The organism is Proteus sp. fly-1067 (genome assembly GCF_040139345.1).
In the GTDB taxonomy this organism is placed as follows: domain Bacteria; phylum Pseudomonadota; class Gammaproteobacteria; order Enterobacterales; family Enterobacteriaceae; genus Proteus; species Proteus vulgaris_B.
This window is the reverse complement of sequence record NZ_JBEEUL010000008.1, coordinates 90,732-111,030: the sequence shown is the minus strand read 5'-3', so window position 1 is coordinate 111,030 and position 20,299 is coordinate 90,732. Positions and strand designations below refer to the sequence as shown.

Annotated in this window: 22 protein-coding genes; 12 read left to right on the top strand and 10 right to left on the bottom strand. The window is 39.1% G+C overall.

Annotated elements, in window-relative coordinates; genetic code table 11:
- Positions 1-37 precede the first annotated feature (37 nt).
- Complete coding sequence (pdxR, locus tag ABN217_RS12340) at positions 38-1,525, bottom strand: MocR-like pyridoxine biosynthesis transcription factor PdxR (protein WP_349459472.1); 1,488 nt, start codon at positions 1,523-1,525, stop codon at positions 38-40.
- A 127-nt stretch (positions 1,526-1,652) separates the two neighbouring features.
- On the opposite strand from pdxR, the gene ABN217_RS12335 reads away from it, so the two are divergent.
- Positions 1,653-2,111, top strand: a complete 459-nt coding sequence (locus tag ABN217_RS12335; protein ID WP_072070475.1) for a GNAT family N-acetyltransferase — start codon at positions 1,653-1,655, stop codon at positions 2,109-2,111.
- A gap of 93 nt (positions 2,112-2,204) precedes the next feature.
- Here ABN217_RS12335 and ABN217_RS12330 read toward each other — a convergent pair whose 3' ends face one another.
- Positions 2,205-2,942: a tetratricopeptide repeat protein gene (locus ABN217_RS12330; protein WP_284551302.1), complete on the bottom strand. Its 738-nt coding sequence runs from the start codon at positions 2,940-2,942 to the stop codon at positions 2,205-2,207.
- A 105-nt stretch (positions 2,943-3,047) separates the two neighbouring features.
- On the opposite strand from ABN217_RS12330, the gene murQ reads away from it, so the two are divergent.
- Positions 3,048-3,947, top strand: coding sequence for an N-acetylmuramic acid 6-phosphate etherase (gene murQ / locus ABN217_RS12325; RefSeq protein WP_349459471.1), 900 nt, complete (start codon positions 3,048-3,050; stop codon positions 3,945-3,947).
- Positions 3,948-4,049: 102 nt separating this feature from the next.
- Here the strand turns inward: murQ and ABN217_RS12320 are convergent, their stop codons facing one another.
- The gene (locus ABN217_RS12320) at positions 4,050-4,913 is read right to left on the bottom strand and encodes a YicC/YloC family endoribonuclease (protein ID WP_115351316.1); all 864 of its coding nucleotides are present in this window, start codon (positions 4,911-4,913) and stop codon (positions 4,050-4,052) included.
- A 125-nt stretch (positions 4,914-5,038) separates the two neighbouring features.
- On the opposite strand from ABN217_RS12320, the gene rph reads away from it, so the two are divergent.
- Together rph and pyrE are read left to right on the top strand one after the other, a co-directional pair.
- Positions 5,039-5,755 carry a ribonuclease PH gene (gene rph / locus ABN217_RS12315; protein ID WP_072070469.1) on the top strand — a complete coding sequence of 239 codons (717 nt, stop codon included), beginning with the start codon at positions 5,039-5,041 and terminating at the stop codon, positions 5,753-5,755.
- Positions 5,756-5,836: 81 nt separating this feature from the next.
- The gene (gene pyrE / locus ABN217_RS12310) at positions 5,837-6,481 is read left to right on the top strand and encodes an orotate phosphoribosyltransferase (RefSeq protein WP_196554645.1); all 645 of its coding nucleotides are present in this window, start codon (positions 5,837-5,839) and stop codon (positions 6,479-6,481) included.
- 307 nt (positions 6,482-6,788) lie between these two features.
- On the opposite strand, the gene slmA is transcribed toward pyrE, so the two are convergent.
- The 3 genes from slmA to coaBC all read right to left on the bottom strand — a co-directional run bounded on the left by slmA (position 6,789) and on the right by coaBC (position 9,157).
- Complete coding sequence (slmA, locus tag ABN217_RS12305) at positions 6,789-7,391, bottom strand: nucleoid occlusion factor SlmA (RefSeq protein WP_072070467.1); 603 nt, start codon at positions 7,389-7,391, stop codon at positions 6,789-6,791.
- A 112-nt stretch (positions 7,392-7,503) separates the two neighbouring features.
- The gene (gene dut / locus ABN217_RS12300; protein ID WP_349441489.1) at positions 7,504-7,962 is read right to left on the bottom strand and encodes a dUTP diphosphatase; all 459 of its coding nucleotides are present in this window, start codon (positions 7,960-7,962) and stop codon (positions 7,504-7,506) included.
- Positions 7,946-9,157 (bottom strand): bifunctional phosphopantothenoylcysteine decarboxylase/phosphopantothenate--cysteine ligase CoaBC, encoded by a 1,212-nt coding sequence (coaBC, locus tag ABN217_RS12295; RefSeq protein WP_349441490.1) that lies wholly within the window; start codon positions 9,155-9,157, stop codon positions 7,946-7,948. The genes dut and coaBC overlap by 17 nt, the downstream gene beginning before the upstream one ends.
- Positions 9,158-9,458: 301 nt before the next feature.
- On the opposite strand from coaBC, the gene radC reads away from it, so the two are divergent.
- The 7 genes from radC (at position 9,459) to ABN217_RS12260 (ending at position 15,563) form a co-directional block, all read left to right on the top strand.
- Positions 9,459-10,130, top strand: coding sequence for a RadC family protein (radC, locus tag ABN217_RS12290; protein ID WP_349441491.1), 672 nt, complete (start codon positions 9,459-9,461; stop codon positions 10,128-10,130).
- Positions 10,131-10,377: 247 nt separating this feature from the next.
- On the top strand, positions 10,378-10,614 hold the full coding sequence (rpmB, locus tag ABN217_RS12285) for a 50S ribosomal protein L28 (RefSeq protein WP_036914542.1): 237 nt from the start codon (positions 10,378-10,380) through the stop codon (positions 10,612-10,614).
- 10 nt (positions 10,615-10,624) lie between these two features.
- Positions 10,625-10,792, top strand: coding sequence for a 50S ribosomal protein L33 (rpmG, locus tag ABN217_RS12280; protein WP_006534250.1), 168 nt, complete (start codon positions 10,625-10,627; stop codon positions 10,790-10,792).
- 149 nt (positions 10,793-10,941) lie between these two features.
- Positions 10,942-12,069, top strand: coding sequence for a glycosyltransferase family 4 protein (locus ABN217_RS12275; protein ID WP_349439585.1), 1,128 nt, complete (start codon positions 10,942-10,944; stop codon positions 12,067-12,069).
- Between the two features lie 216 nt (positions 12,070-12,285).
- A complete protein-coding gene (locus ABN217_RS12270; protein WP_197269709.1) occupies positions 12,286-13,287 on the top strand; it encodes a glycosyltransferase family 9 protein in 1,002 nt (333 codons plus the stop codon).
- A 3-nt stretch (positions 13,288-13,290) separates the two neighbouring features.
- A complete protein-coding gene (locus tag ABN217_RS12265; protein ID WP_349439586.1) occupies positions 13,291-14,394 on the top strand; it encodes a glycosyltransferase family 4 protein in 1,104 nt (367 codons plus the stop codon).
- The gene (locus ABN217_RS12260) at positions 14,394-15,563 is read left to right on the top strand and encodes a glycosyltransferase family 4 protein (RefSeq protein WP_349459486.1); all 1,170 of its coding nucleotides are present in this window, start codon (positions 14,394-14,396) and stop codon (positions 15,561-15,563) included. The genes ABN217_RS12265 and ABN217_RS12260 overlap by 1 nt, the downstream gene beginning before the upstream one ends.
- 1 nt (position 15,564) lies before the next feature.
- Here ABN217_RS12260 and rfaL read toward each other — a convergent pair whose 3' ends face one another.
- A complete protein-coding gene (gene rfaL / locus ABN217_RS12255) occupies positions 15,565-16,833 on the bottom strand; it encodes an O-antigen ligase RfaL (RefSeq protein WP_349459470.1) in 1,269 nt (422 codons plus the stop codon).
- A 99-nt stretch (positions 16,834-16,932) separates the two neighbouring features.
- Here rfaL and mutM point away from each other — a divergent pair, with 99 nt between their 5' ends.
- Positions 16,933-17,757: a bifunctional DNA-formamidopyrimidine glycosylase/DNA-(apurinic or apyrimidinic site) lyase gene (gene mutM, locus ABN217_RS12250; RefSeq protein WP_164525812.1), complete on the top strand. Its 825-nt coding sequence runs from the start codon at positions 16,933-16,935 to the stop codon at positions 17,755-17,757.
- Here mutM and coaD read toward each other — a convergent pair.
- From coaD to waaA, 3 genes are read right to left on the bottom strand one after another with little or no spacing between them, the layout of a single operon-like run.
- Positions 17,754-18,239, bottom strand: a complete 486-nt coding sequence (gene coaD, locus ABN217_RS12245; protein ID WP_115351308.1) for a pantetheine-phosphate adenylyltransferase — start codon at positions 18,237-18,239, stop codon at positions 17,754-17,756. The two genes, mutM and coaD, sit on opposite strands and share 4 nt — an antisense overlap.
- Positions 18,229-19,008, bottom strand: a complete 780-nt coding sequence (locus ABN217_RS12240) for a glycosyltransferase family 2 protein (protein WP_349459469.1) — start codon at positions 19,006-19,008, stop codon at positions 18,229-18,231. The genes coaD and ABN217_RS12240 overlap by 11 nt, the downstream gene beginning before the upstream one ends.
- A complete protein-coding gene (gene waaA / locus ABN217_RS12235) occupies positions 19,008-20,285 on the bottom strand; it encodes a lipid IV(A) 3-deoxy-D-manno-octulosonic acid transferase (protein WP_072070455.1) in 1,278 nt (425 codons plus the stop codon). Before waaA ends, ABN217_RS12240 begins: the two co-directional genes overlap by 1 nt.
- Positions 20,286-20,299 lie beyond the last annotated feature (14 nt).

The window sequence follows — 20,299 nt, the reverse complement described above, 5'->3', positions numbered from 1 at the left end:
TTTTATATTGTAAATAACAAATAAGAATAGATGCTATTTATTTAGATAAAGTTTGAGCAAGCAAGATAATACTCTTTTCAATTTCATTTGGATTATGAGCAGCATACCCTAATAAAACACCTTTCTTTGGATATGTTTGAATACAATAACGCGCCAAAGGCTGTATGGCTAATCCTATTTTTCGCGCTTTTTTTACAACATATTCTTCTGTATAACCTGATTTTAACCAGCAGACAATATGGATGCCTGAATCTGTGGGCTCAACATGAAAAACATGAGATAAATGTGTTTTTATCGCATTAGTTAACACTTGATAGCGTTCATAGCAGGCTTTTCTTATTCTTCTTACATGGCGGGCGTAATACCCTTGAGACATAAACAGCGCTAATGTTGCTTGCTCTAGAAAACCTGAATGTGAATCGGTGTAGTATTTAGCGACTTTAAAGGCTTCGATTAAAGTTTGAGGTACGACTAAAAAACCTAAACGAAACCCGGGATACATCATTTTTGAAAATGTTCCAGCATAGATAACTCGCTGATATTTATCTAACCCTTGTAGAGATTGGATGGGTTTAGTGTGATAGCGAAACTCACTGTTATAGTCATCTTCAAAGATCCACACATTATTGGATGATGCCCATTCTAATAATGCAATACGACGTGAAAGTGAGAGTGTATTGCCTAAGGGAAATTGATGAGAAGGAGTTGTAAAAACAAGTTTTGCTTCTGGACACTGCTCTATTCCTTGAGAGATATCCATTCCATCGATATCTGAACTTATTGGATATGGCTTTATACCATAAGAAGTGAAGATACCTCGTGCACTGTCATAACCAGGATCATCTAGCCAAATGGTATCTCCCTCTTGTAATAGTACTCTAGTGGTGAGATTTATAGCTTGCTGCGTACCATTTACAATAATGATTTGCTCAGGCTGACAAGAAAGCCCACGAGTTGATTGAACATATTGGCATATCATCTCTTTTAATGGCGTGTAGCCTGTTGGCGAATTGAATGTTGCGAGTATTTTTTTTGATTGTCGCCAAACCCGTCCTAATAGCCTTCCCCAAAGTTCATGAGGAAAAAGATCTACACAGCCAACGCCGACATGAAATGTAGGACTGCTATTAATATTTGGTTGTGACTGTTGCCAAAAAGCGTGAGCTTTTTGCATATTGGGATTTAGCGTTTCTAATGAATCTTTTATGTGTGATGAAGAAATAGGGTGGATTGTTTTGGTCCACTTATCTGAGATAATGGCATCCGGGATTGTATTTGCAACAAAAGTTCCTGCACCACGGCGAGTAAATAAATAGCCTTCATCAATTAAACGTTCAAAGCCTGCAATAACAGAGTTGCGAGAAATCGACATCATTTCAGCTAATGTGCGACTTGATGGTAGACGGCTACCTGATGTTAAGCGCCCATCTAAAATGGCTTTTCTGATCGCGTGATAAACCTGAGAACCTATAGGCCCTTCTTCTAAAACAAGGTTAGGAAAATAAGCTGTTTTTTTCTGTTTCATAAAGTGGACCCTATAAAAACACAAAAAGTGTACCTTATTGAGAGCCAAAATTAAACGTACCATGACCACGATTAAAGGCAGGTGATACTTTTTTATAGCACTGATGAAAGTAGAAGGAAGTGAAGAGATGAGTACAACACCAATAACTGTTTCAATCCAGTTTGTTGAGCAAGAGCATTATGCTCAATGGTTGCCGCATTGGTTAAGTTATCAAGCATTTTATAAAGTTGAATTATCAGAAGAAATAACATTAAAAACATGGGCGCGTTTTTTTGATGAAAAAGAACCTGTTTATTGTGCCGTAGCAATAGAAGGTGAAAAGGTATTGGGTTTTGTTCATTATCTTTTTCATCGCTCAACATGGGCTGAAAGTAATTTTTGTTATTTAGAAGATTTATTTGTTTCACCAGATACACGTGGCCGCCATGTAGGTAAGCAACTTATTGAGTTTGTTCATCAACAGGCAAAACAGTGTAGTTGTGCTCGTTTATATTGGCATACACAGGAAACTAATTTACGTGGTCAGCGCTTATATAACTGGGTAGCAGAAAAACCCGGTGTTATTGAATACCGTATGGCGCTGTAAAAGCACGTTAGGCAGGACAGATAGGGTAGAAAAGGGATGGTAATATTTACCATCCCTTTTGGAGTTAGGGTTATTTATTAGATTTAATTTGGGTTAATTAAACGTTGGTTGGCAATAAAACTCATTGCCAACTTTTTTTGCTTCTTCACAAGCTTGTTTCATTAATTCATCAGCTTTTTGTTTGTTTGGCTCGATAATATGATATTGGCCAGAGAACATAAAAGAAGCCATTGCTTGAGCAAATCCTTCAAAAGTCATTTCGTTAGCTTTCGCAAACCACAGATTGGCTTTCTCCGTATCTACGGGCACATTGCCAACACCACTATAGATAAGTCCTAACCAAATTGGAGCGTAAACAAGTTCTGGTTGATGAATCGCTGCGACTTCTTCTAATAATACAATCGCTTTTTTGTGATCTGTTTCTCCAGATAATGGCGCAATAAGAGCTGTTGCTAAACTTATTTTACCTCTTATGCTTCCTTTATTTACTGCGAGAGTGGCTAATTTTTTTGCTTCGATATAATTATTTTTAAAATAAGGATCGGCATTAAATAAGTAGATATCAGCAAGTAATGCGTAGGCATCAGCATAATCATTTTTTATTGCTTCATTTGCCCACAGTTGTGCATTAAGAAGGTTTTTTTCTACGCCTGTTCCCATCGAATACATTTCGGCTAACTGATATTGAGCTTGTGCATTATGGTTTAGTGCTTCTTTGCGAGTATCTTCAAATTTTCTTTTATCTTGCTCTTCAAAATTAGCGTGTAAAGAAAACGAGCAAAAAAGGGTAAATAGGCTGATAAGCGTCGAAATATATTTAATAAATGTCATGTAGAGTACCGTTTGTAATGATTTTGAAAATCTTACCAATAATAATGGTATAAAAGCAGTTAATTTCTTCGACTTAATCATATGAATAATATTGGGAGAGCCAAAATGGCTATTGATCTTAGCAATCTGGTCACTGAAAGTAGGAATCATGACAGTGAGAATATCGATACGCTTTCAACATTGGATATGCTAAGTGTCATTAATAATGAAGATAAAAAAGTGCCACTTGCAATAGAAAAAGTGCTACCTGAAATTGCACAACTCGTTGATAAAGTTGCTGTTGCCTTTACACAGGGCGGTCGCCTTATTTATTGTGGTGCGGGTACTTCAGGGCGATTAGGGATTTTAGATGCCAGTGAATGCCCGCCAACCTACGGTACTCCTCATGAAATGGTGATTGGTTTAATTGCGGGTGGGCATAAAGCGATTTTACAAGCAGTAGAGAATGCAGAAGATAATGCACAATTGGGTGAAGAAGATTTACGCCAACTTAATTTTAATGAGCAAGATATTTTAGTGGGTATTGCGGCAAGTGGTAGAACGCCTTATGTGATGGGCGCTTTACAGTATGCAAAATCACTGGGTGCTATTACAGGGGCAATTAGCTGTAATCCTGAAAGCCCGATCGCCAAACTTGCTGATATTGCTATTACACCGGTTGTGGGTGCAGAAGTGATAACTGGATCATCGCGTATGAAAGCGGGTACAGCACAAAAACTTATCTTAAATATGATAACCACAGGTGCGATGATAAAGATTGGCAAGGTATTTGGTAATTTAATGGTGGATGTTGAAGCGACCAATGCCAAATTGATTGAACGTCAAATTCGTATTGTGATGCAAGCAACCGAGTGTGAAAGAGCGATTGCTGAAGAAGCGTTATCACAATGTCAGCGCCACTGTAAAACAGCAATTTTAATGATCCTCGCAAACATAGATGCAAAGCAGGCGACACAGATGCTTAATCAAAATAAAGGGTTTATTAGAAAGGCGTTGGGTGAGTGATTTTCATTTATTAAAGAGAATGTTAAATTTTATTCTTGATAAAAGCCAGCAAATACAAGGTATCTACTGGCTTAATGATGGGCTGTAAACAGCTAAGAAATCTTACTCAATATTTTGGATCTGCTCGCGCATTTGTTCAATTAAAACTTTTAATTCAATGGCTGAATTGGTGACTTCTGTATTAATTGATTTTGATGCTAATGTGTTGGATTCACGATTAAATTCTTGCATCATAAAATCAAGGCGACGGCCTACCGCTTCTTTTTTCACAAGAATTTTGCGTGTTTCTTTAACATGGGCTTCTAATCTGTCAAGCTCTTCCGCCACATCTAAACGTTGCGCTAACATTACTAATTCTTGCTCTAAACGATTGTTATCAATTTGAACTTGAGCTTCTTCTAATTTGCTGGTTAAGCGCTCACGTTGCCAGAGTAAGATTTCTGGCATTTGAGCTTTCACTTTCACCACTTCTGCACTGACGGCATCTAAACGTTGCTCGATAAGTTCTTTAAGTGCTTGTCCTTCGGCTTCACGACTTGCAATAAAGGCATCAATTGCCAAATCTAATTCCGCTAAAAGCTCTGTACCAATAGCATCTAAATCTTGCTCTTGGGCTGAGATAACGCCAGGCCAACGTAGAATATCAAAAGGACTGATAGTGCCTTCATGGCTGTGGCTTTTTACCCAATTGGCGGAAACAATTAGTTGTTTGGCGAGATTTTCATCAAGGTTAAGTTCACCTTGAAAGCGAGCGTTAAGATCAAATCGTAAATTACATTCAATTTTACCGCGAGTTAAGCGATTACGTAGACGTTCACGAATAACGGGTTCTAAACTACGTAATTGCTCAGGTAAACGAATATAAGTTTCGAGGTAACGTTGGTTTACGGAACGCAGTTCCCATGCGGCGCTACCCCAGTCTTTTTTGATGTCTCGGCGTGCGAAAGCAGTCATGCTACGGATCATAATTGGGTCTCAATAATGTAAAAGATGATACGATTATAACCCTAGGCATCAACACAAGGATAGGCATAAGCCATTTTAGGTCGTATAATGCGCCCCCAATATGTCAGAGAAAGCGGAGATAACACATGCGTCCAGCAGACAGACAAGCAGACCAAGTACGTCCTATTACCATTACTCGCCATTATACAAAACATGCTGAAGGTTCTGTATTAGTCGAGTTTGGTGATACTAAAGTCTTGTGTAACGCCACTGTAGAAGACGGTGTACCTCGTTTTCTTAAAGGACAAGGGCAAGGATGGGTGACCGCAGAATACGGCATGCTTCCTCGCGCAACCAATAGCCGTAATGCACGTGAAGCGGCTCGTGGTAAACAAACCGGCCGTACTATGGAAATTCAGCGTTTAATTGCTCGTTCATTACGTGCAGCGGTTGATTTAAAAGCATTGGGTGAATATACCATTACTGTTGATTGTGATGTTATTCAAGCTGATGGTGGTACACGTACTGCGTCTATCTCTGGTGCTTGCGTAGCATTAGTTGATGCATTAAATAAAATGGTTGAAGAAGGTAAGCTGAAAAAAAGCCCTCTAAAATCAATGGTAGCCGCAGTCTCTGTGGGAATTGTTGATGGTGAACCATTATGTGATCTTGAATATGTTGAAGATTCTGCAGCAGAAACAGATATGAATGTGGTGATGATCGATGATGGCCGTATGATTGAAGTTCAAGGCACGGCAGAAGGCGCACCCTTTAGTCATGAAGAATTACTTGCTTTACTCGCCCTTGCAAAGGGGGGGCTAGAGAAGATATTTGAAGCGCAAAAAGAGGCGCTTAAGCAATAAACTTTATTTTTAAAGGCGACTGAGAAGTCGCCTTTTTTATGTCTAAAATTTGTCATCAAGTAACGTAGAGAGGAGAAAAAAATGAAAGCCTACCAACGCCGCTTTATCGAACTAGCATTAGCAAAAAATGTCCTGAAATTTGGTGAGTTTACACTGAAATCAGGACGGGTGAGTCCTTACTTTTTTAATGCCGGTTTATTTAATACGGGGCGTGATTTGGCTTTACTGGGGCAGTTCTATGCGCAAACATTATTAGATAATAATGTGCCTTGTGACGTATTGTTTGGGCCTGCTTATAAGGGTATCCCCATTGCAACTACAACGGCAGTCGCATTAGTTGAACATCATGATATTGATATTCCTTATTGCTTTAATCGTAAGGAAGCGAAAGATCATGGTGAAGGGGGAACATTAGTAGGAAGTCCTTTAAAAGGTAATGTTGTGATTGTTGATGATGTTATCACAGCAGGTACTGCTATTCGTGAATCAATGGAAATTATTAAACAGCATGATGCAACGCTTTCTGCTGTGCTATTAAGCTTAGATAGACAAGAAAAAGGGCGAGAAGAACTTTCTGCAATACAAGAGTTAACACGTGATTATCAATGCCGAGTGTATTCGATTATTACTCTGGATGATTTAATTAACTACCTAAGTGATAGTGAAACGCTATCTGAGCATTTACCCGCAGTTAAAGCTTATCGTGAGCGCTATGGCGTTAATTAATAAAGTTAAAATACGATAAATAACTGGTTGATTATAGATAAAAAAAAGCCCTCGCCCAATAATGGGCGGGGTGAGTAGTACAATGAATCTTCTGTGATAACTACCACAGATATTGAAATATAAAAAGGACTTTTACAGCAGGGGCAAAGCGATCCGCTAATGCCACAATGTAGGAACTGCGCAAATGCCATTCCTGATAAATACATTGAGGTACTTATGTACCAGAGGACGCATGTTAACACAAATAAGAAAAAAACGGCATATATGTCAATTTCAAATTCTTGAGTTAAATCACGAGTCCATCATTTCATTGTAATTGTGCCAATATTAATGGCCAGCGAGCTTCAAATTCTTGGGTCGGTTGATAACGAAATTCAGTACGTACAAAACGCGCTAACATACCTTCACAAAAAGCGAGTAGTTGTGAGGCAAGTAAGGCTTCATCATGTAAAAAAGCACTACCTTCACGAATTTTACGCTCTTTGATAACTTGTCGAAGCTGAACTTCAATACGCTCATAAAGTTGATTTATGCGGCCTTGTAATCTGTCTTGCTCAAACATCAAAGCATGGCCCGTTAAAATACGAGACAGTCCTGGGTTTTTTTCAGCAAAACCGAGGATCAAGATAAGAATTAAGCGAATTCTGGCTATCGTTTCTTTTTCGTCTTTTAAGATCAAATTAATACGAGAAACTAAGCTGTCTTCGATAAATTCAATTAAGCTATCAAACATTTTTGTCTTACTTGGGAAATGTCGATAGAGTGCTGCTTCAGATACACCAACAGTGGCAGCTAGTTTTGCCGTTGTAATGCGCTGGCTACCATCACTTGACTCCAACATTTGAGCAAGTGATTGTAAGATTTCATCCCGTCTATTTCTTTTCTTTTTAGTTTCTTTTTCTTCTGCCATGACTGATAAGGCCCCTGCTAAAAGCAAAACAAATCAGTAAACCTTTGCACTTAAATTTTTAGTGCAAAGGGAGTGATATCGTCATTGAAATAATTAATGCAAGACGTCGTTATTATTGGCGGCCGGAATGACCAAAACCGCCACTACCACGTTCCGTTGCGGTAAAATCTTCAACAATATTAAATTCAGCTTGAACGACCGGTACGATAACCATCTGAGCAATACGTTCGCCCGGTTCGATGGTGAACGCTTTTTGCCCACGATTCCAAACTGACACCATCAATTGGCCTTGGTAGTCAGAATCAATCAGTCCAACTAAGTTACCTAATACAACACCGTGTTTATGGCCCAAGCCTGAACGAGGAAGCACCATTGCTGCTAAGCCTTCATCGGCAATATGTACAGCGAGACCTGTCGGTAATAATTCAGTTTGCCCTGGTTCAAGTATCAATGGTGCATCAAGGCAAGCACGTAAATCTAAACCAGCAGAGCCTGTTGTGGCATAAGCAGGAAGTGGATATTCTTGGCCAATACGAGCATCAAGAATTTTAACATCAATTTTTTTCATCATAGTGTTTGGCTATCTCGTCGAGTAAGCGATGGCTAAGTTGTGCTTTACTACTGTGTGGTAAACGCGTTTCTCCATTAGCCCAAATAAGGTGTAATGCATTATTGTCACTGTTAAAGCCTTGATTTTCTAATGAAACATCATTAGCACAGATTAAATCAAGCTGCTTCTGTTCTCGTTTTTTGCGGGCATATTCTTCCACATTCTGGGTTTCGGCTGCAAATCCAACAACAAAAGGACGGTGCTCAATCATTTTTCCGACACTGGCAACAATATCGGGGTTTTTTACCATAGTGATGGTGACTTCATCACCTTGTTTTTTAATTTTTTCAGTCGCAATAAGTTTAGCGCGATAATCTGCAACGGCTGCACAACCAATAAAAATATCTTGTGAAGGCGCTAGCATCATCACTTGTTCATACATTTCTTGTGCGCTTTCAACATCGATACGTTTAACACAAGCGGGTGTCGGTAATGTGACAGGGCCAGCGATAAGAGTAACTTCAGCGCCCCTTAATGCAGCTGCTTGTGCAATTGCAAAGCCCATTTTTCCAGAGCTATGATTGCTGATAAAACGTACCGGATCTAGCGCTTCACGAGTAGGCCCTGCGGTGATGGTGATTTTTTTACCCACAAAATCTTGTGATTGTATAGCAAGTTGTTTTTCAGCTAATGTGACGAGCTCTAAAGGATCTAGCATTCGCCCAGGACCCACATCACCACACGCTTGGCTACCTGAATCAGGCCCCCAAATTAAACAACCCCGTTGTTCTAAACCGGATAAATTCTCTTGTGTAATAGCGGCTCGATACATCTGCTGATTCATTGCTGGGGCAATGGCAATAGGCGCACTACTGGCTAAACAGAGTGTGGTGAGTAAATCATTAGCCATGCCTGCACGTAAACGGGCGATAAGATCAGCTGTTGCAGGTGCAAGTAAAATTAAATCAGCCCATTTACCTAATTCAATATGCCCCATTGCTGCTTCTGCAGCGGGATCAAGTAGGTCATCAGCTACAGGAAAGCCAGAAACCGCTTGTAATGATAATGGTGTGACAAAAGCATGTGCCGCGGGTGTCATTACAACACGGACAATAGCACCTTTATCACGTAAACGGCGAACAAGTTCAGGTGCTTTATAGGCCGCAATACCACCACTAATACCAAGAATAATCTTTTTGTTGTGAAGTGTAGTCATGATGAAATGCCTAAGTACATAAATAATTGTCCGCAATTTTACCACAAGGTATCCGTGAATTCGGAATTCTATGTAACTTCATGTTTTATTGATTAAATTTTTGCGGGTCATCTCGCATAATTTTGATATGTGTCTTTTTCATACAATATAAGCAGTTTATAGTAAATTAACTGTATAAAACAACAGTTGTTTTATGATTGGCATTTTATGATGCGCGCTTAAAAAGCAAGATAGCAGAATTAAAGTGAAGAAATAAAATAAGTTACTTATGTCCCAATTTTGCTAATTAAGGAGTCCATGGATGGAAAATCAATCAGTTAGTGCACTTTTACCTAGAGAGAAGTTACTGCTTTATGGCGTGGAGTCGCTTACCGATATTGAGTTACTTGCTCTTTTTTTACGTACAGGAACTTATGAAAAATCAGTATTAGAGCTCGCCGCTTTTTTACTTAAAGAATGTGGCTCTTTATATCATGTCATTAGTGCCGATTATGAAACACTTGGCCGTTTTAAAGGTGTTGGTGTGGGTAAATTTACCCAATTACAGGCAATTAATGAGATGGCACAACGCTTTTCGACTACACAATTTATGTATAAAAATGTGTTATCTTCTTCAGAGGAAACGAAATATTACTTAAAAAAATTACTTAATTGGCAAGAAAGAGAAGTGTTTGTGGTGCTTTTTCTTGATAATCAAAATCAATTAATTGCCTATGAAGAGATGTTTAAAGGAACTATTAATCGAGTAGAAGTTCATCCTAGAGAAATTGTACGTCAATCAATAAAAAAGAATGCAACATCGATTATTCTTGCCCATAATCATCCTTCAGGTATTTGTGAACCTAGCCTTGCAGATAAACAGATCACTAAGAAAATTTTTGCCGCATGCCAATTAGTGGGTGTAAATGTACTCGATCACCTTGTAATAGGGCATGATAACTGTGTTTCTTTTGCTGAACGTGGCTGGTTATAGCAAATATTTTTGTAATTATTGTCAATCTTTATTTGTACGGGTCTTGAGCGTTGAGGCCATTGGGCGTATACTACGCCACCTTTGAGGATCTTGGGTTTGGCGAGAAGAGCCTATCTCAGCAAGTTTTTTCTGAGGTGTTTACACAGTTTTTCAATCGTTAAAAGTTGCTGAGATGGGCTCCAAAGCCTGACGAGGCGGTCAAACCTGATACTAAAGCTCGAGCTGATTAGATTTTTGGAGAATAGACATGTCCCGAGTCTGCCAAGTTACCGGCAAGCGTCCTGTGAGTGGAAACAACCGCTCTCACGCATTAAACGCGACTAAACGCCGTTTTCTGCCAAACCTGCACTCTCACCGTTTCTGGGTTGAGTCTGAGAAACGTTTCGTAACTCTGCGTGTATCTGCTAAAGGTATGCGTGTGATTGATAAGAAAGGCATCGAATCTGTATTAGCAGATTTACGTGCCCGTGGTGAGAAGTTCTAGGAGCTGAAAAATGGCTAAAGGTATTCGCGAGAAAATTAAACTCGTTTCTTCTGCTGGTACAGGTCACTTCTATACCACTACGAAGAACAAACGCACTATGCCAGAAAAACTGGAAATGAAAAAATTCGATCCAGTTGTTCGTCAACATGTGCTTTATAAAGAAGCTAAAATTAAATAATTTTAGTTTTCTTAAAAAACCCGACCTTTGTGTCGGGTTTTTTGTTATCTAAAGCCTGCTAAGTATAACAAAGTAAAGCTATTGTGATCTTCCTTTGCTCTTTAGTTATACTATGGCTCTTTTTGAATCATCAGTTGAATGGATTGCGGATGAGCAAGTCAGTATTATCAATATTACATACAGAATCATCTTGTGGGTGGGGTGGTCAGGAAATTCGTATACTGACGGAATCTCAAGGTATGATCCGCAGAGGGCACCAAGTTGCGCTAGTGTGTTGCCCGACTTCTAAAATTGCTAAAGCTGCGCCTGATTATGGTATTGAAGTTTTTACATTACCGATTGAAAAAAAACGTGTCTCTGCATTAAAAGCACTTCGTCAGTGGCTGAAATTACATCATCACCAATTTGATGTGATTAATACTCATAGTTCTACCGATGCATGGTTAGTTGCAGCCTCTTGTGCCACATTAAGCCATACACCACCGATTGTGCGTACTCGTCATGTTTCTACCGATGTTTCACGCTCACTACCTACTCGCTGGCTCTATCTTTCATCTAGCACGCATATCGTGACAACAGGCGAAAAGCTACGTCAGACATTACATCAGCACAATAAATTCCCATTAGAAAAAATGACATCAGTACCTACCGGTATTGATTTACAACGTTTTTTTCCACAGGATAAACAGCATGCTAGAGCGAAAATAGGTATCCCTAATAAACCAACATTAGGAATAGTGGCAACAATGCGTGTGTGGAAAGGGCATAAATATTTAGTCGAAGCATGGAAATCATTACATCAGCAGTTTCCCGATTGGCAATTAATTTTTGTCGGTGATGGACCTCAGCGTAAAAATTTAGAGCCAATGGTCAAAAATGCGGGATTAGCGCAAAGTATTTTCTTTTTAGGTAATCGTAATGATGTGCCTGATTGTTTAAATGCAATGGATCTCTTTGCATTACCTTCTTTTGGTAATGAAGGTGTGCCTCAAGGCATTATGCAAGCAATGGCCTGTGGTTTACCTATTGTTTCTACAACGGTGGGAGCGATTAGCGAGGCTGTTATTGATGGTAAAACGGGTTTTACATTGGTGCCCCAAGAACAAGAGGCACTGACAAGCCATTTAGCTAAATTAATGGGCTTAGAACAATTACGTGAACAGATGGGAAAAGCTGCGCTTGAACATGCTGTTTCACGATTTGGCTTGGATAATATGCTAGATAAGATGGAAAGGATCTTTATTCAGGCAATTAACGATAAAAATAAATCAGTATGATTAATGTTGATAATAAAGTCGTGAAACGATTATCTCTACTCGTCATATTTTAAGTTGTCGTATGGCTGATTGTACTTATTCGTACTAAATACACCTTGAATGACTTAGAGTCTCTATTATCAACTTAGTGTATTCATCTTATTGATGAATATTTGTAATACTTTTTAGTGTATAGTCTGAGAAGTAAATGTATCATTTAAGCCAAATAAAAAGCATATGGATCCAAATAATATATTGGTTATAGCGATAGCCCGTTTCGGTGATACATTACTTATCACACCGGTTATCCATGCATTAAAACAGCGTTGGCCTAATGCTCATATTCATGTGCTTGCACATAAACGTAGCGCATGCATTCTTGAGCATAATCCTGATATTGATTGTATTAGGCATTTTTCTAAAAAAAGAGCGGTTTGGACTGGCTGGCTACCTCATAAGCCTTATGATTTAGCACTAGTATATGGCAATGATAGTGAGTTGGTGAGCTATGCCCGTCGTCAATCTCACCATACTGTGACTTTTTCTGATCAGTCGCAACAGCAAACTGATGTGACTTGGGTTGAACGTCCCAAATCGCCGATGGTTGCACAAAAAGAACGTGCCTTATTAATTAATGCGTTAGGGATTTATCCGAGTTGTTGGCAGCTACGTTACTTTATCAGTGATGAAGAAAAGAGCTTTGCACAACAATTTTTAAAAGATAATTCATTAATTAATAAGAATATTATTGGTTTTCAATTACAGAGTTTTCCGGCTAAAGCCTATAGAGATTGGCCGGTGGAAAATTTTCTACAATTAGCAAAGCAGATAATTACCCATGACGCGAGTACGTATTTCTTGCTATTAGGTAGTAAGGAAAGTGAACAACTCTCCATTGATTTAGCTAAAAGAATAGGTGAAGAGCGTTGTTTAGCCTTAGCCGGTCGAGTTTCAATGCGACAAAATGCGGCAATTATGGCAAATTTATCGCTTTATGTAGGGGTAGATACAGGGCCTACACATTTAGCAGGGGCTTTAGATATCCCAATGGTGGCGTTATACCATAGCTATCACCCAGGGTGCTATTTAGCGCCATTACAACATTCTTGTTGTCAGGTTATCCAACACCCAACCTCGTTGGAAAATGCTCGTCGCGAAGACAATATGGCTGAAATATCAGTTGAAGAAGTGTGGAATGCAGTGCGTAATATCATTGATGGAATGAAGGTGAAAAAGTAATCCATGAAGATCGGTATAATTGATGTCACAATCACCATGTCTTATGGCGGGATCCAAACAGCGGTTTGGGAACTGGCTAAGCAATTGCATGATGCTGGACATGAAGTTCATCTTTATGGTGGCAATGGCGATATTCGACACAATCTGGCAGGACGCCAAATACAGGTTCACACTTATCCTTATACCCCCAGAGATAAAGTGATTGATCTCGGTGGGCGCTTTCGTCGTATTGTTGAGCGTTATACTTTTGCGCGACATGCCAAAAAAGAGGTTATTAGCCAACATTTTGATTGGGTAATTTTAACGAAGCCTTTTGATTTTTTTTGGCCCTCTATGATGCCTAAATCATCCTCAACGCGTTTTTGTTATATGAGTGGGGGAACCAGTTTTTTTAAAGGCGATCGCAGATTAGGTAAAAAGATTTCAGCATGGGTTGCGTGCAGTCACTTTAATGCTTGGCAAATCCAACATCATTTTAAGCAGTTTCCAAACGTAATTTATAATGGTGTGGATATTGAAAAGTTTAAGCCTATGACCACGTCACTGCGTGAGCAATTAGGGATCAATGCGTCTACTTTTTTACTCTCCTTTGCAGGACGGCTAGTAGGTTGGAAAGGTTTGAGTGTCGCAATTGATGCCATAGAGCAATTAAAAGGTGAAGATGTTAAACTTCTGATTATCGGTGCTGGTGATGATCTTGAGCGATTAAAAAAGAAAGCAATTTCTAAAGGTGTTGCAGAGCAAGTTATTTTTCATCAACCTGTTGAACATAACGTATTACCTGAATTTTATGCATCAAGTGACGCAGGTATTTTCCCGAGTACAGGAGATGAAGCCTTCGGTATTACGATTGCAGAAGCGATGGCGTGTGCAAAACCTGTCATTGCAAGCCATATTGGGGGTATTCCTGAAGTGGTGGGTAATGAAGGCACCGCTGGGCTTCTTGTCGCACCAGGTAGTGCAGATGAAATTGTGATAGCGATTAATCATCTTCGTGCATTACCGGATAGAGGTAAAAGCATGGGGGAGCAAGCTCGTCTACGCATTGAATCACGTTATACTTGGCAACACTCTGCGCAACGTTTATTACGGGCACTGGCGTCATAATTATGAAAATTGCCTATCTTGATCCTTACCCGGTTCCTGACTTACGTGTGGCTTCATTGCAAATACTGCAAAATGTCGATGCTTTTGCCAGAGCGGGTGCACATGTCACTTTAGTGACACCTAAAGGACAATATCGAGATAGTGATATATTAGGACGTGCTATTCATCCTAATGCGAGTTTAGTTTCTTTAAGAGATATTCGCCGAAAATGGTATTTTCCGTTTAATTCACAAAAACTTTTCTCATTACAGATTACTCGCTGGGTAAAGCAAAATAACGTTGATGCGTTGTTTACCCGTAATTTAAAACTAGCTTGTTATCTCTGTGAAAATTACCCAGACATTCCTCTCTTTTTTGAAAGCCATGAAATCTTTGCTCAATCTTTTGCAGAGTCTCATTCATTTGAGAAAAAAAAGAATCGAGCCAAATATCATAAGCTATTAAAAATGGAAAAGTTGGTTTATAGCCAAGCTACGGGTGTTTTTGTTCTTACTTCATTATTAAGAGATGATATTGTTTCGCAGTATCAAGTTACTACGCCAATAACAGTAGTTCCTGATGGTGTGGATTTACATGCTGTGGCAGATAATCAGATAGCACCTCTTAAATTAAATCAATCCATTACAGAAGTGCTTTATTTGGGAAGTTTGCATAAATGGAAAGGTATTCCAACCATGATGCGAGCAATGAAATACCTTGATAACGCACGGTTGAATATCGCAGGAGGAACGCCGGAGCAGATTGGGGGATTAACCTTATTAGCTCAAGAAATGGATGTCAAAGATAAAGTGAATTTCTTGGGGTTTATTGATCCGAAAAAACGCTTTGAAGCAATTGCTATGCATGATATCTGTGTACTCCCGCTGACGTTAACGAGCATTGGAAGTCGTTATACTTCACCACTTAAGTTATTTGAATATATGGCTATGGAAAAACCGGTGGTCATTTCAGATTTTCCTTCAATTCGTGATGTTGTGGATGAGAAAGCAGTGAGTTTTGCTGATAGTGGTGATGCACAAAGTTTTGCAAAACAGATAATACAACTAAGAGAAAACCCGCAGAGAGCTAAAGAAAAAACAACTCATGCCCGCTCTCTGGTTGAAAACTATTACAACTGGGATAAGCGGGCAGAGACTATTCTAAAAACAATAGAGAAGTTAATTAAGTAATCTATTGTTGTTTATCTGATGGCGTGACTGATTGATTATTGAGTAAAGCATGACGCAATGCCAACATTAATCCCACCAAAATACCCACTTGATTAATATAGGCATTTTCAAATAATCCTCGTAGTACATACACCCCTAAAAATGACATCAATAACACTAAAGCTGCTTGGCGAATAATTCCTGAGTTCTTTCTTATTAGTTGGATACCTTGAGCAATTACTGAAGAGCAAAAATAGAGAATACCAAATAACCCTAAAATACCGCCAGCAAACCAAAAAGCGAGAAAGATATTATGGGGGCCAATGGATTTTTTAAATTTCCAATTTGGGTGATCTTTAGCTCGTTCATTATAAACATTATGGTAAAGTTGATTACCATAGCCATATCCCGTAAAAGGGCTTTCTAGAATAAGATTTATTGCTGAATGGTATGTGCCATTAATGAAACGGTCACCACTGTCAATCTGTGTTAATTTATATTGTAACCTAGATGGTTTTCGTTTATCTAAGGGAGTTTCTGGTGTTATTTGTATAATTACAAAAAGTAAGATAATACTAATAAAAGTACCTATAGTTGTAAGTATCCATTGGCGATTAATCAATAACATTAAAAAAGTAACGATTAATAGAGATATCCATGCACTTCTAGCTAAAGTACCTAACATAAGTAATAAACAGGATACTCCCCAAGAATATAGTAAACTTTGCTTTATAAAGTAGTGCTTATTTAATACTAGAAAGACAAGAATAATAGGATAAAAAAAGAGTAAGGCATAAGATATTTCTCTGTGAAACTTATGACTTTTAGACTCAAAAGGAATAATACCTCTTTGATACTCCAAATAATACTGCACTAATTCTTTAGCCATAATCACCAGCAACCCTATCGCAAAAGCAACCATCATCATTTTAGCTATATCGGTAGGCTTTTCTTTATATAATACAATCGGAAAGGTCACAGCAAACAGCAATAATCCATTGAGTATGGGCTTATTTATCTCTTTTATACTGATGCTAGGCTCGACAGAAATTAGAATCGAATAGCCAATCGCGAGCAATAAAAACAGGAGTGAAAAAGCGAGATTATTTTTAAATATCTTACAGATAGTCTTAAAGTCACGTACCAGATACCACAGTGCTGTTGCACCAATCAACCCCATCACAATATTTTTATAACGAGTGATATCTGGTAAGTAGATCAATATAATGTAAAGCCCAATAATGGATAAGTTCCACAGGGATTTTTTACTACAATCTTTAAACACCATCATAATAATCTGCTATCGTCCTTTATGCTTTTAGGAAAGCTGATCATACAATAAAAATGATGTTATCGCTGTATCTCTTATCTGATAATTATGGAGTCACCAGTGCCTGAATTGCCAGAAGTCGAAACCAGTCGCCGAGGCATTGAACCTCATCTTGTAGGTAATGTGTTGCACTATGCCATTGTGCGTAATAGTAAATTACGTTGGCCCGTTTCTGAAAAAATAAAAACCTTACTCGATGAGCCTATTTTAAGTGTTAAGCGGCGAGCTAAATATTTACTCATAGAGCTGAATACTGGATGGATTATTATCCATTTGGGGATGTCAGGGAGTGTGCGTATTTTATTAGAGGAACAGCCTGAAGAAAAACATGATCATATCGATTTGATTTTTCGTGATGGCAAAGTATTGCGTTATACCGATCCTCGACGCTTTGGTGCATGGTTATGGTGTGAAGATTTAACAACCAGCTCAGTATTAGCCCATTTAGGGCCTGAACCCCTTTCTGATGAATTTAATGCACAATATCTATATCAACAGTCAAAAAATAAAAAAACAGCCATCAAACCATGGTTAATGGATAATAAATTAGTTGTGGGTGTCGGCAATATTTATGCTAACGAGGCACTATTTTCATCAGGCATTATGCCAGATAGAAAAGCCAATAGTTTAACGTTAGAAGAGTGTGTGGTACTAGTGACTGCGATAAAACGCGTATTAACACGCTCTATCGAACAAGGTGGGACAACACTAAAAGACTTTTTACAATCAGATGGTAAGCCTGGTTATTTTGCACAAGAGCTATTTGTTTATGGGCGTAAAGATAAACCTTGTTTAATTTGTGGACATACAATTGAAAGCATTAAGCAAGGGCAACGTAGCACCTTTTTCTGCCGACATTGCCAACATGGTGAAAATGAGAGTTAAATTTTACCGAGTTTTTTTAGCATGGCGGTGGTGACTACTTCAGGTAAAAACGTAGAGACATCACCGTCATGGCGCGCCACATCTTTAATTAAAGATGAAGAGACAAAAGAAAGATTTTGAGAGGGTAGTAAAAACACGCTATCAAGATCAGGTGCAAAATGGCGGTTCATATTCGCCAGCTGCCATTCATATTCAAAGTCAGAAACGCTACGTACGCCACGAATTAAAATAGTCGCTTGTTGTTGTTTGGCAAAATTAGCCATTAGTTCACTAAACCCAACCACTTCAACATTAGGTAAATGACTCGTTACCTGTTTGGCTAGATCAACACGTTCTTCGAGGGTAAACATCGGATTTTTACGGGCGCTATCAGCAATGGCTAATAAAACCGTATCAAACATACCCGCAGCACGGGTTAAAATATCAATATGGCCATAAGTGATAGGATCGAATGTTCCGGGGTAGATAGCTTTATTTTTCATTATTGATAGTCTTCTGGCTGAGTTCCCATAAAGAGGCGTATTTATTAAAGGTATACTGTGCGTTAACAAATGCCAATATCAAACCCTGCTTTCCATCTAAAAACCCCATTCTTAACAACCACGTCTTAAAAAAAGCCCCTAATGTATGACTTAAAATCGAGCTGAAATTGGCTTTTTTACCTTGTTGGTGACGTTCTTTTGCCCATTCGGTGGCATATTTTAGCTGTTTTTGCTGAAATTCCATGAGATCACGGCAAGTAAGATGTAAGAGGTCACCTTGTAAGGATTTAACGGTTGCACCTTGGGTTTCTAATGATTCATGAACTAAATTATCGTTATATTGATAACGTTCACGAGCATATAAACGTGTCACTTTATCGGGATACCAACCACTGTGCTTCATAAAACGCCCCATAAATAAATTACGGCGAGCACAGTGATAAACCACATTTTCTTCAGGTTGTTGCAATATTGCGAGGATACTGGTTTTTAGCTCAGGAGTGACACGTTCGTCACTATCGATCATAAAAATATAATCACCAGTGGCATATTGTTGTGCTAATTGGCGCTGTTTACCAAAACCTGGCCACTCACTGTTTACAAAGACTTTTGCCCCTTTTTCTGTTGCAATACGGCAGGTATCATCTTGACTCCCCGAATCTAACACAATGATTTCATCCGCCCATTGTACAGAGTCTAAGCATTCACCAATGACATCAGCGACATTTTTACTGATCATCACCACAGAAAGGCGCTTACTCTGGCTCATTAGTGACTCCGGGGAGGAAGATAGGGGGAAAGTAAGGTGAGTAAACGCAGTAATGCCCCTTGATTTTCATGAAGTACTTCAACCGCATGACGACCATAATAACGACGATAGTCTTCATCATTAAGCAGTGAGGCGATCGCTGTTGCCATTGATTGACTGTCCGTGACAGTGATTAACCCTTCAGCTTGATCAAGCTTGGCACAGATATTTTTAAAATTAAAAGTATGAGGTCCCATAATCACAGGGATAGCGTGAGCGGCTGCTTCTAACGGGTTATGACCACCTCGCTCGACTAAACTTCCTCCCACAAAGGCTAAATCAGCAATACCATAGAGCAACATCAGTTCGCCCATAGTATCGCCAATAACCACTTGAGTTTGTGCATCGGGAACAGCATCAGTGCTACGTAATGTGTACTTTAATCCTGCTTCGCGGGTTAATTGCTCAGCTTTAGGAAAACGTTCAGGATGTCGAGGCACTAAAATTAACAAAAGTTGTGGAAATTGTGTCAGAAGCTTTTTATGTGTCTCTAAAATAATGGTCTCTTCACCTTCATGCGTGCTTGTTGCAATCCAAACAGGGCGGTGAGCTGCCCATTGGCGACGTAAAGCAACAGCTCTGGCTGCTAATTCAGGGGTAACAGAAATATCAAATTTCAGGCTGCCTGTTACATGCAAATGTGAGCGTTTAAGGCCTAATTCGATAAAACGCTCGCCATCTTCTTGGTTTTGAGCCGCGATTAAGGTGATCTTTTGGAGCATCGTTTTGACAAAATTACCTAATTTTTGATAACCGGCGGCAGAGCGTTCTGATAAACGTGCATTAGCAATAATCAACGGAATTTTTCGTTGATGCAGTTTTGAAATTAGGTTAGGCCATAATTCTGTTTCCATAATGATAACCAATTTGGGATCGACCGTTTTAAGAAAACGATTAACTGAACCTGGTAAATCATAAGGAAGATAGACATGGTAAACATCATCACCAAACGCAGAACGTACACGTTCTGAACCTGTTGGAGTCATGGTAGTGACTGTTATAGGTAAATCAGGATAGTGATGGCGAAGGGCGCGAACAAGCGGCACTGCGGCGAGAGTCTCACCCACAGATACAGAATGCAATAATATCCCTTGAGGCACGACTTTGCCTTTGCAAAAGCCATAGCGCTCTCCCCACCGTTTTCGGTAGGCGGGTGCTTTACGGCTACGTAATAAAAGACGTAACCAAATCAGAGGTTGAATAAGGTAAAGAAGTACCTGATATAAACGCAACAACATGCTATCAAATTCAC

Bases quoted from the DNA above. Each gene is read 5' to 3' on its own strand.
- pdxR (WP_349459472.1), bottom strand. From the start codon at position 1,525: ATGAAACAGAAAAAAACAGCTTATTTTCCTAACCTTGTTTTAGAAGAA.
- ABN217_RS12335 (WP_072070475.1), top strand. From the start codon at position 1,653: ATGAGTACAACACCAATAACTGTTTCAATCCAGTTTGTTGAGCAAGAG.
- ABN217_RS12330 (WP_284551302.1), bottom strand. From the start codon at position 2,942: ATGACATTTATTAAATATATTTCGACGCTTATCAGCCTATTTACCCTT.
- murQ (WP_349459471.1), top strand. From the start codon at position 3,048: ATGGCTATTGATCTTAGCAATCTGGTCACTGAAAGTAGGAATCATGAC.
- ABN217_RS12320 (WP_115351316.1), bottom strand. From the start codon at position 4,913: ATGATCCGTAGCATGACTGCTTTCGCACGCCGAGACATCAAAAAAGAC.
- rph (WP_072070469.1), top strand. From the start codon at position 5,039: ATGCGTCCAGCAGACAGACAAGCAGACCAAGTACGTCCTATTACCATT.
- pyrE (WP_196554645.1), top strand. From the start codon at position 5,837: ATGAAAGCCTACCAACGCCGCTTTATCGAACTAGCATTAGCAAAAAAT.
- slmA (WP_072070467.1), bottom strand. From the start codon at position 7,391: ATGGCAGAAGAAAAAGAAACTAAAAAGAAAAGAAATAGACGGGATGAA.
- dut (WP_349441489.1), bottom strand. From the start codon at position 7,962: ATGATGAAAAAAATTGATGTTAAAATTCTTGATGCTCGTATTGGCCAA.
- coaBC (WP_349441490.1), bottom strand. From the start codon at position 9,157: ATGACTACACTTCACAACAAAAAGATTATTCTTGGTATTAGTGGTGGT.
- radC (WP_349441491.1), top strand. From the start codon at position 9,459: ATGGAAAATCAATCAGTTAGTGCACTTTTACCTAGAGAGAAGTTACTG.
- rpmB (WP_036914542.1), top strand. From the start codon at position 10,378: ATGTCCCGAGTCTGCCAAGTTACCGGCAAGCGTCCTGTGAGTGGAAAC.
- rpmG (WP_006534250.1), top strand. From the start codon at position 10,625: ATGGCTAAAGGTATTCGCGAGAAAATTAAACTCGTTTCTTCTGCTGGT.
- ABN217_RS12275 (WP_349439585.1), top strand. From the start codon at position 10,942: ATGAGCAAGTCAGTATTATCAATATTACATACAGAATCATCTTGTGGG.
- ABN217_RS12270 (WP_197269709.1), top strand. From the start codon at position 12,286: ATGGATCCAAATAATATATTGGTTATAGCGATAGCCCGTTTCGGTGAT.
- ABN217_RS12265 (WP_349439586.1), top strand. From the start codon at position 13,291: ATGAAGATCGGTATAATTGATGTCACAATCACCATGTCTTATGGCGGG.
- rfaL (WP_349459470.1), bottom strand. From the start codon at position 16,833: ATGATGGTGTTTAAAGATTGTAGTAAAAAATCCCTGTGGAACTTATCC.
- coaD (WP_115351308.1), bottom strand. From the start codon at position 18,239: ATGAAAAATAAAGCTATCTACCCCGGAACATTCGATCCTATCACTTAT.
- ABN217_RS12240 (WP_349459469.1), bottom strand. From the start codon at position 19,008: ATGAGCCAGAGTAAGCGCCTTTCTGTGGTGATGATCAGTAAAAATGTC.
- waaA (WP_072070455.1), bottom strand. From the start codon at position 20,285: ATGTTGTTGCGTTTATATCAGGTACTTCTTTACCTTATTCAACCTCTG.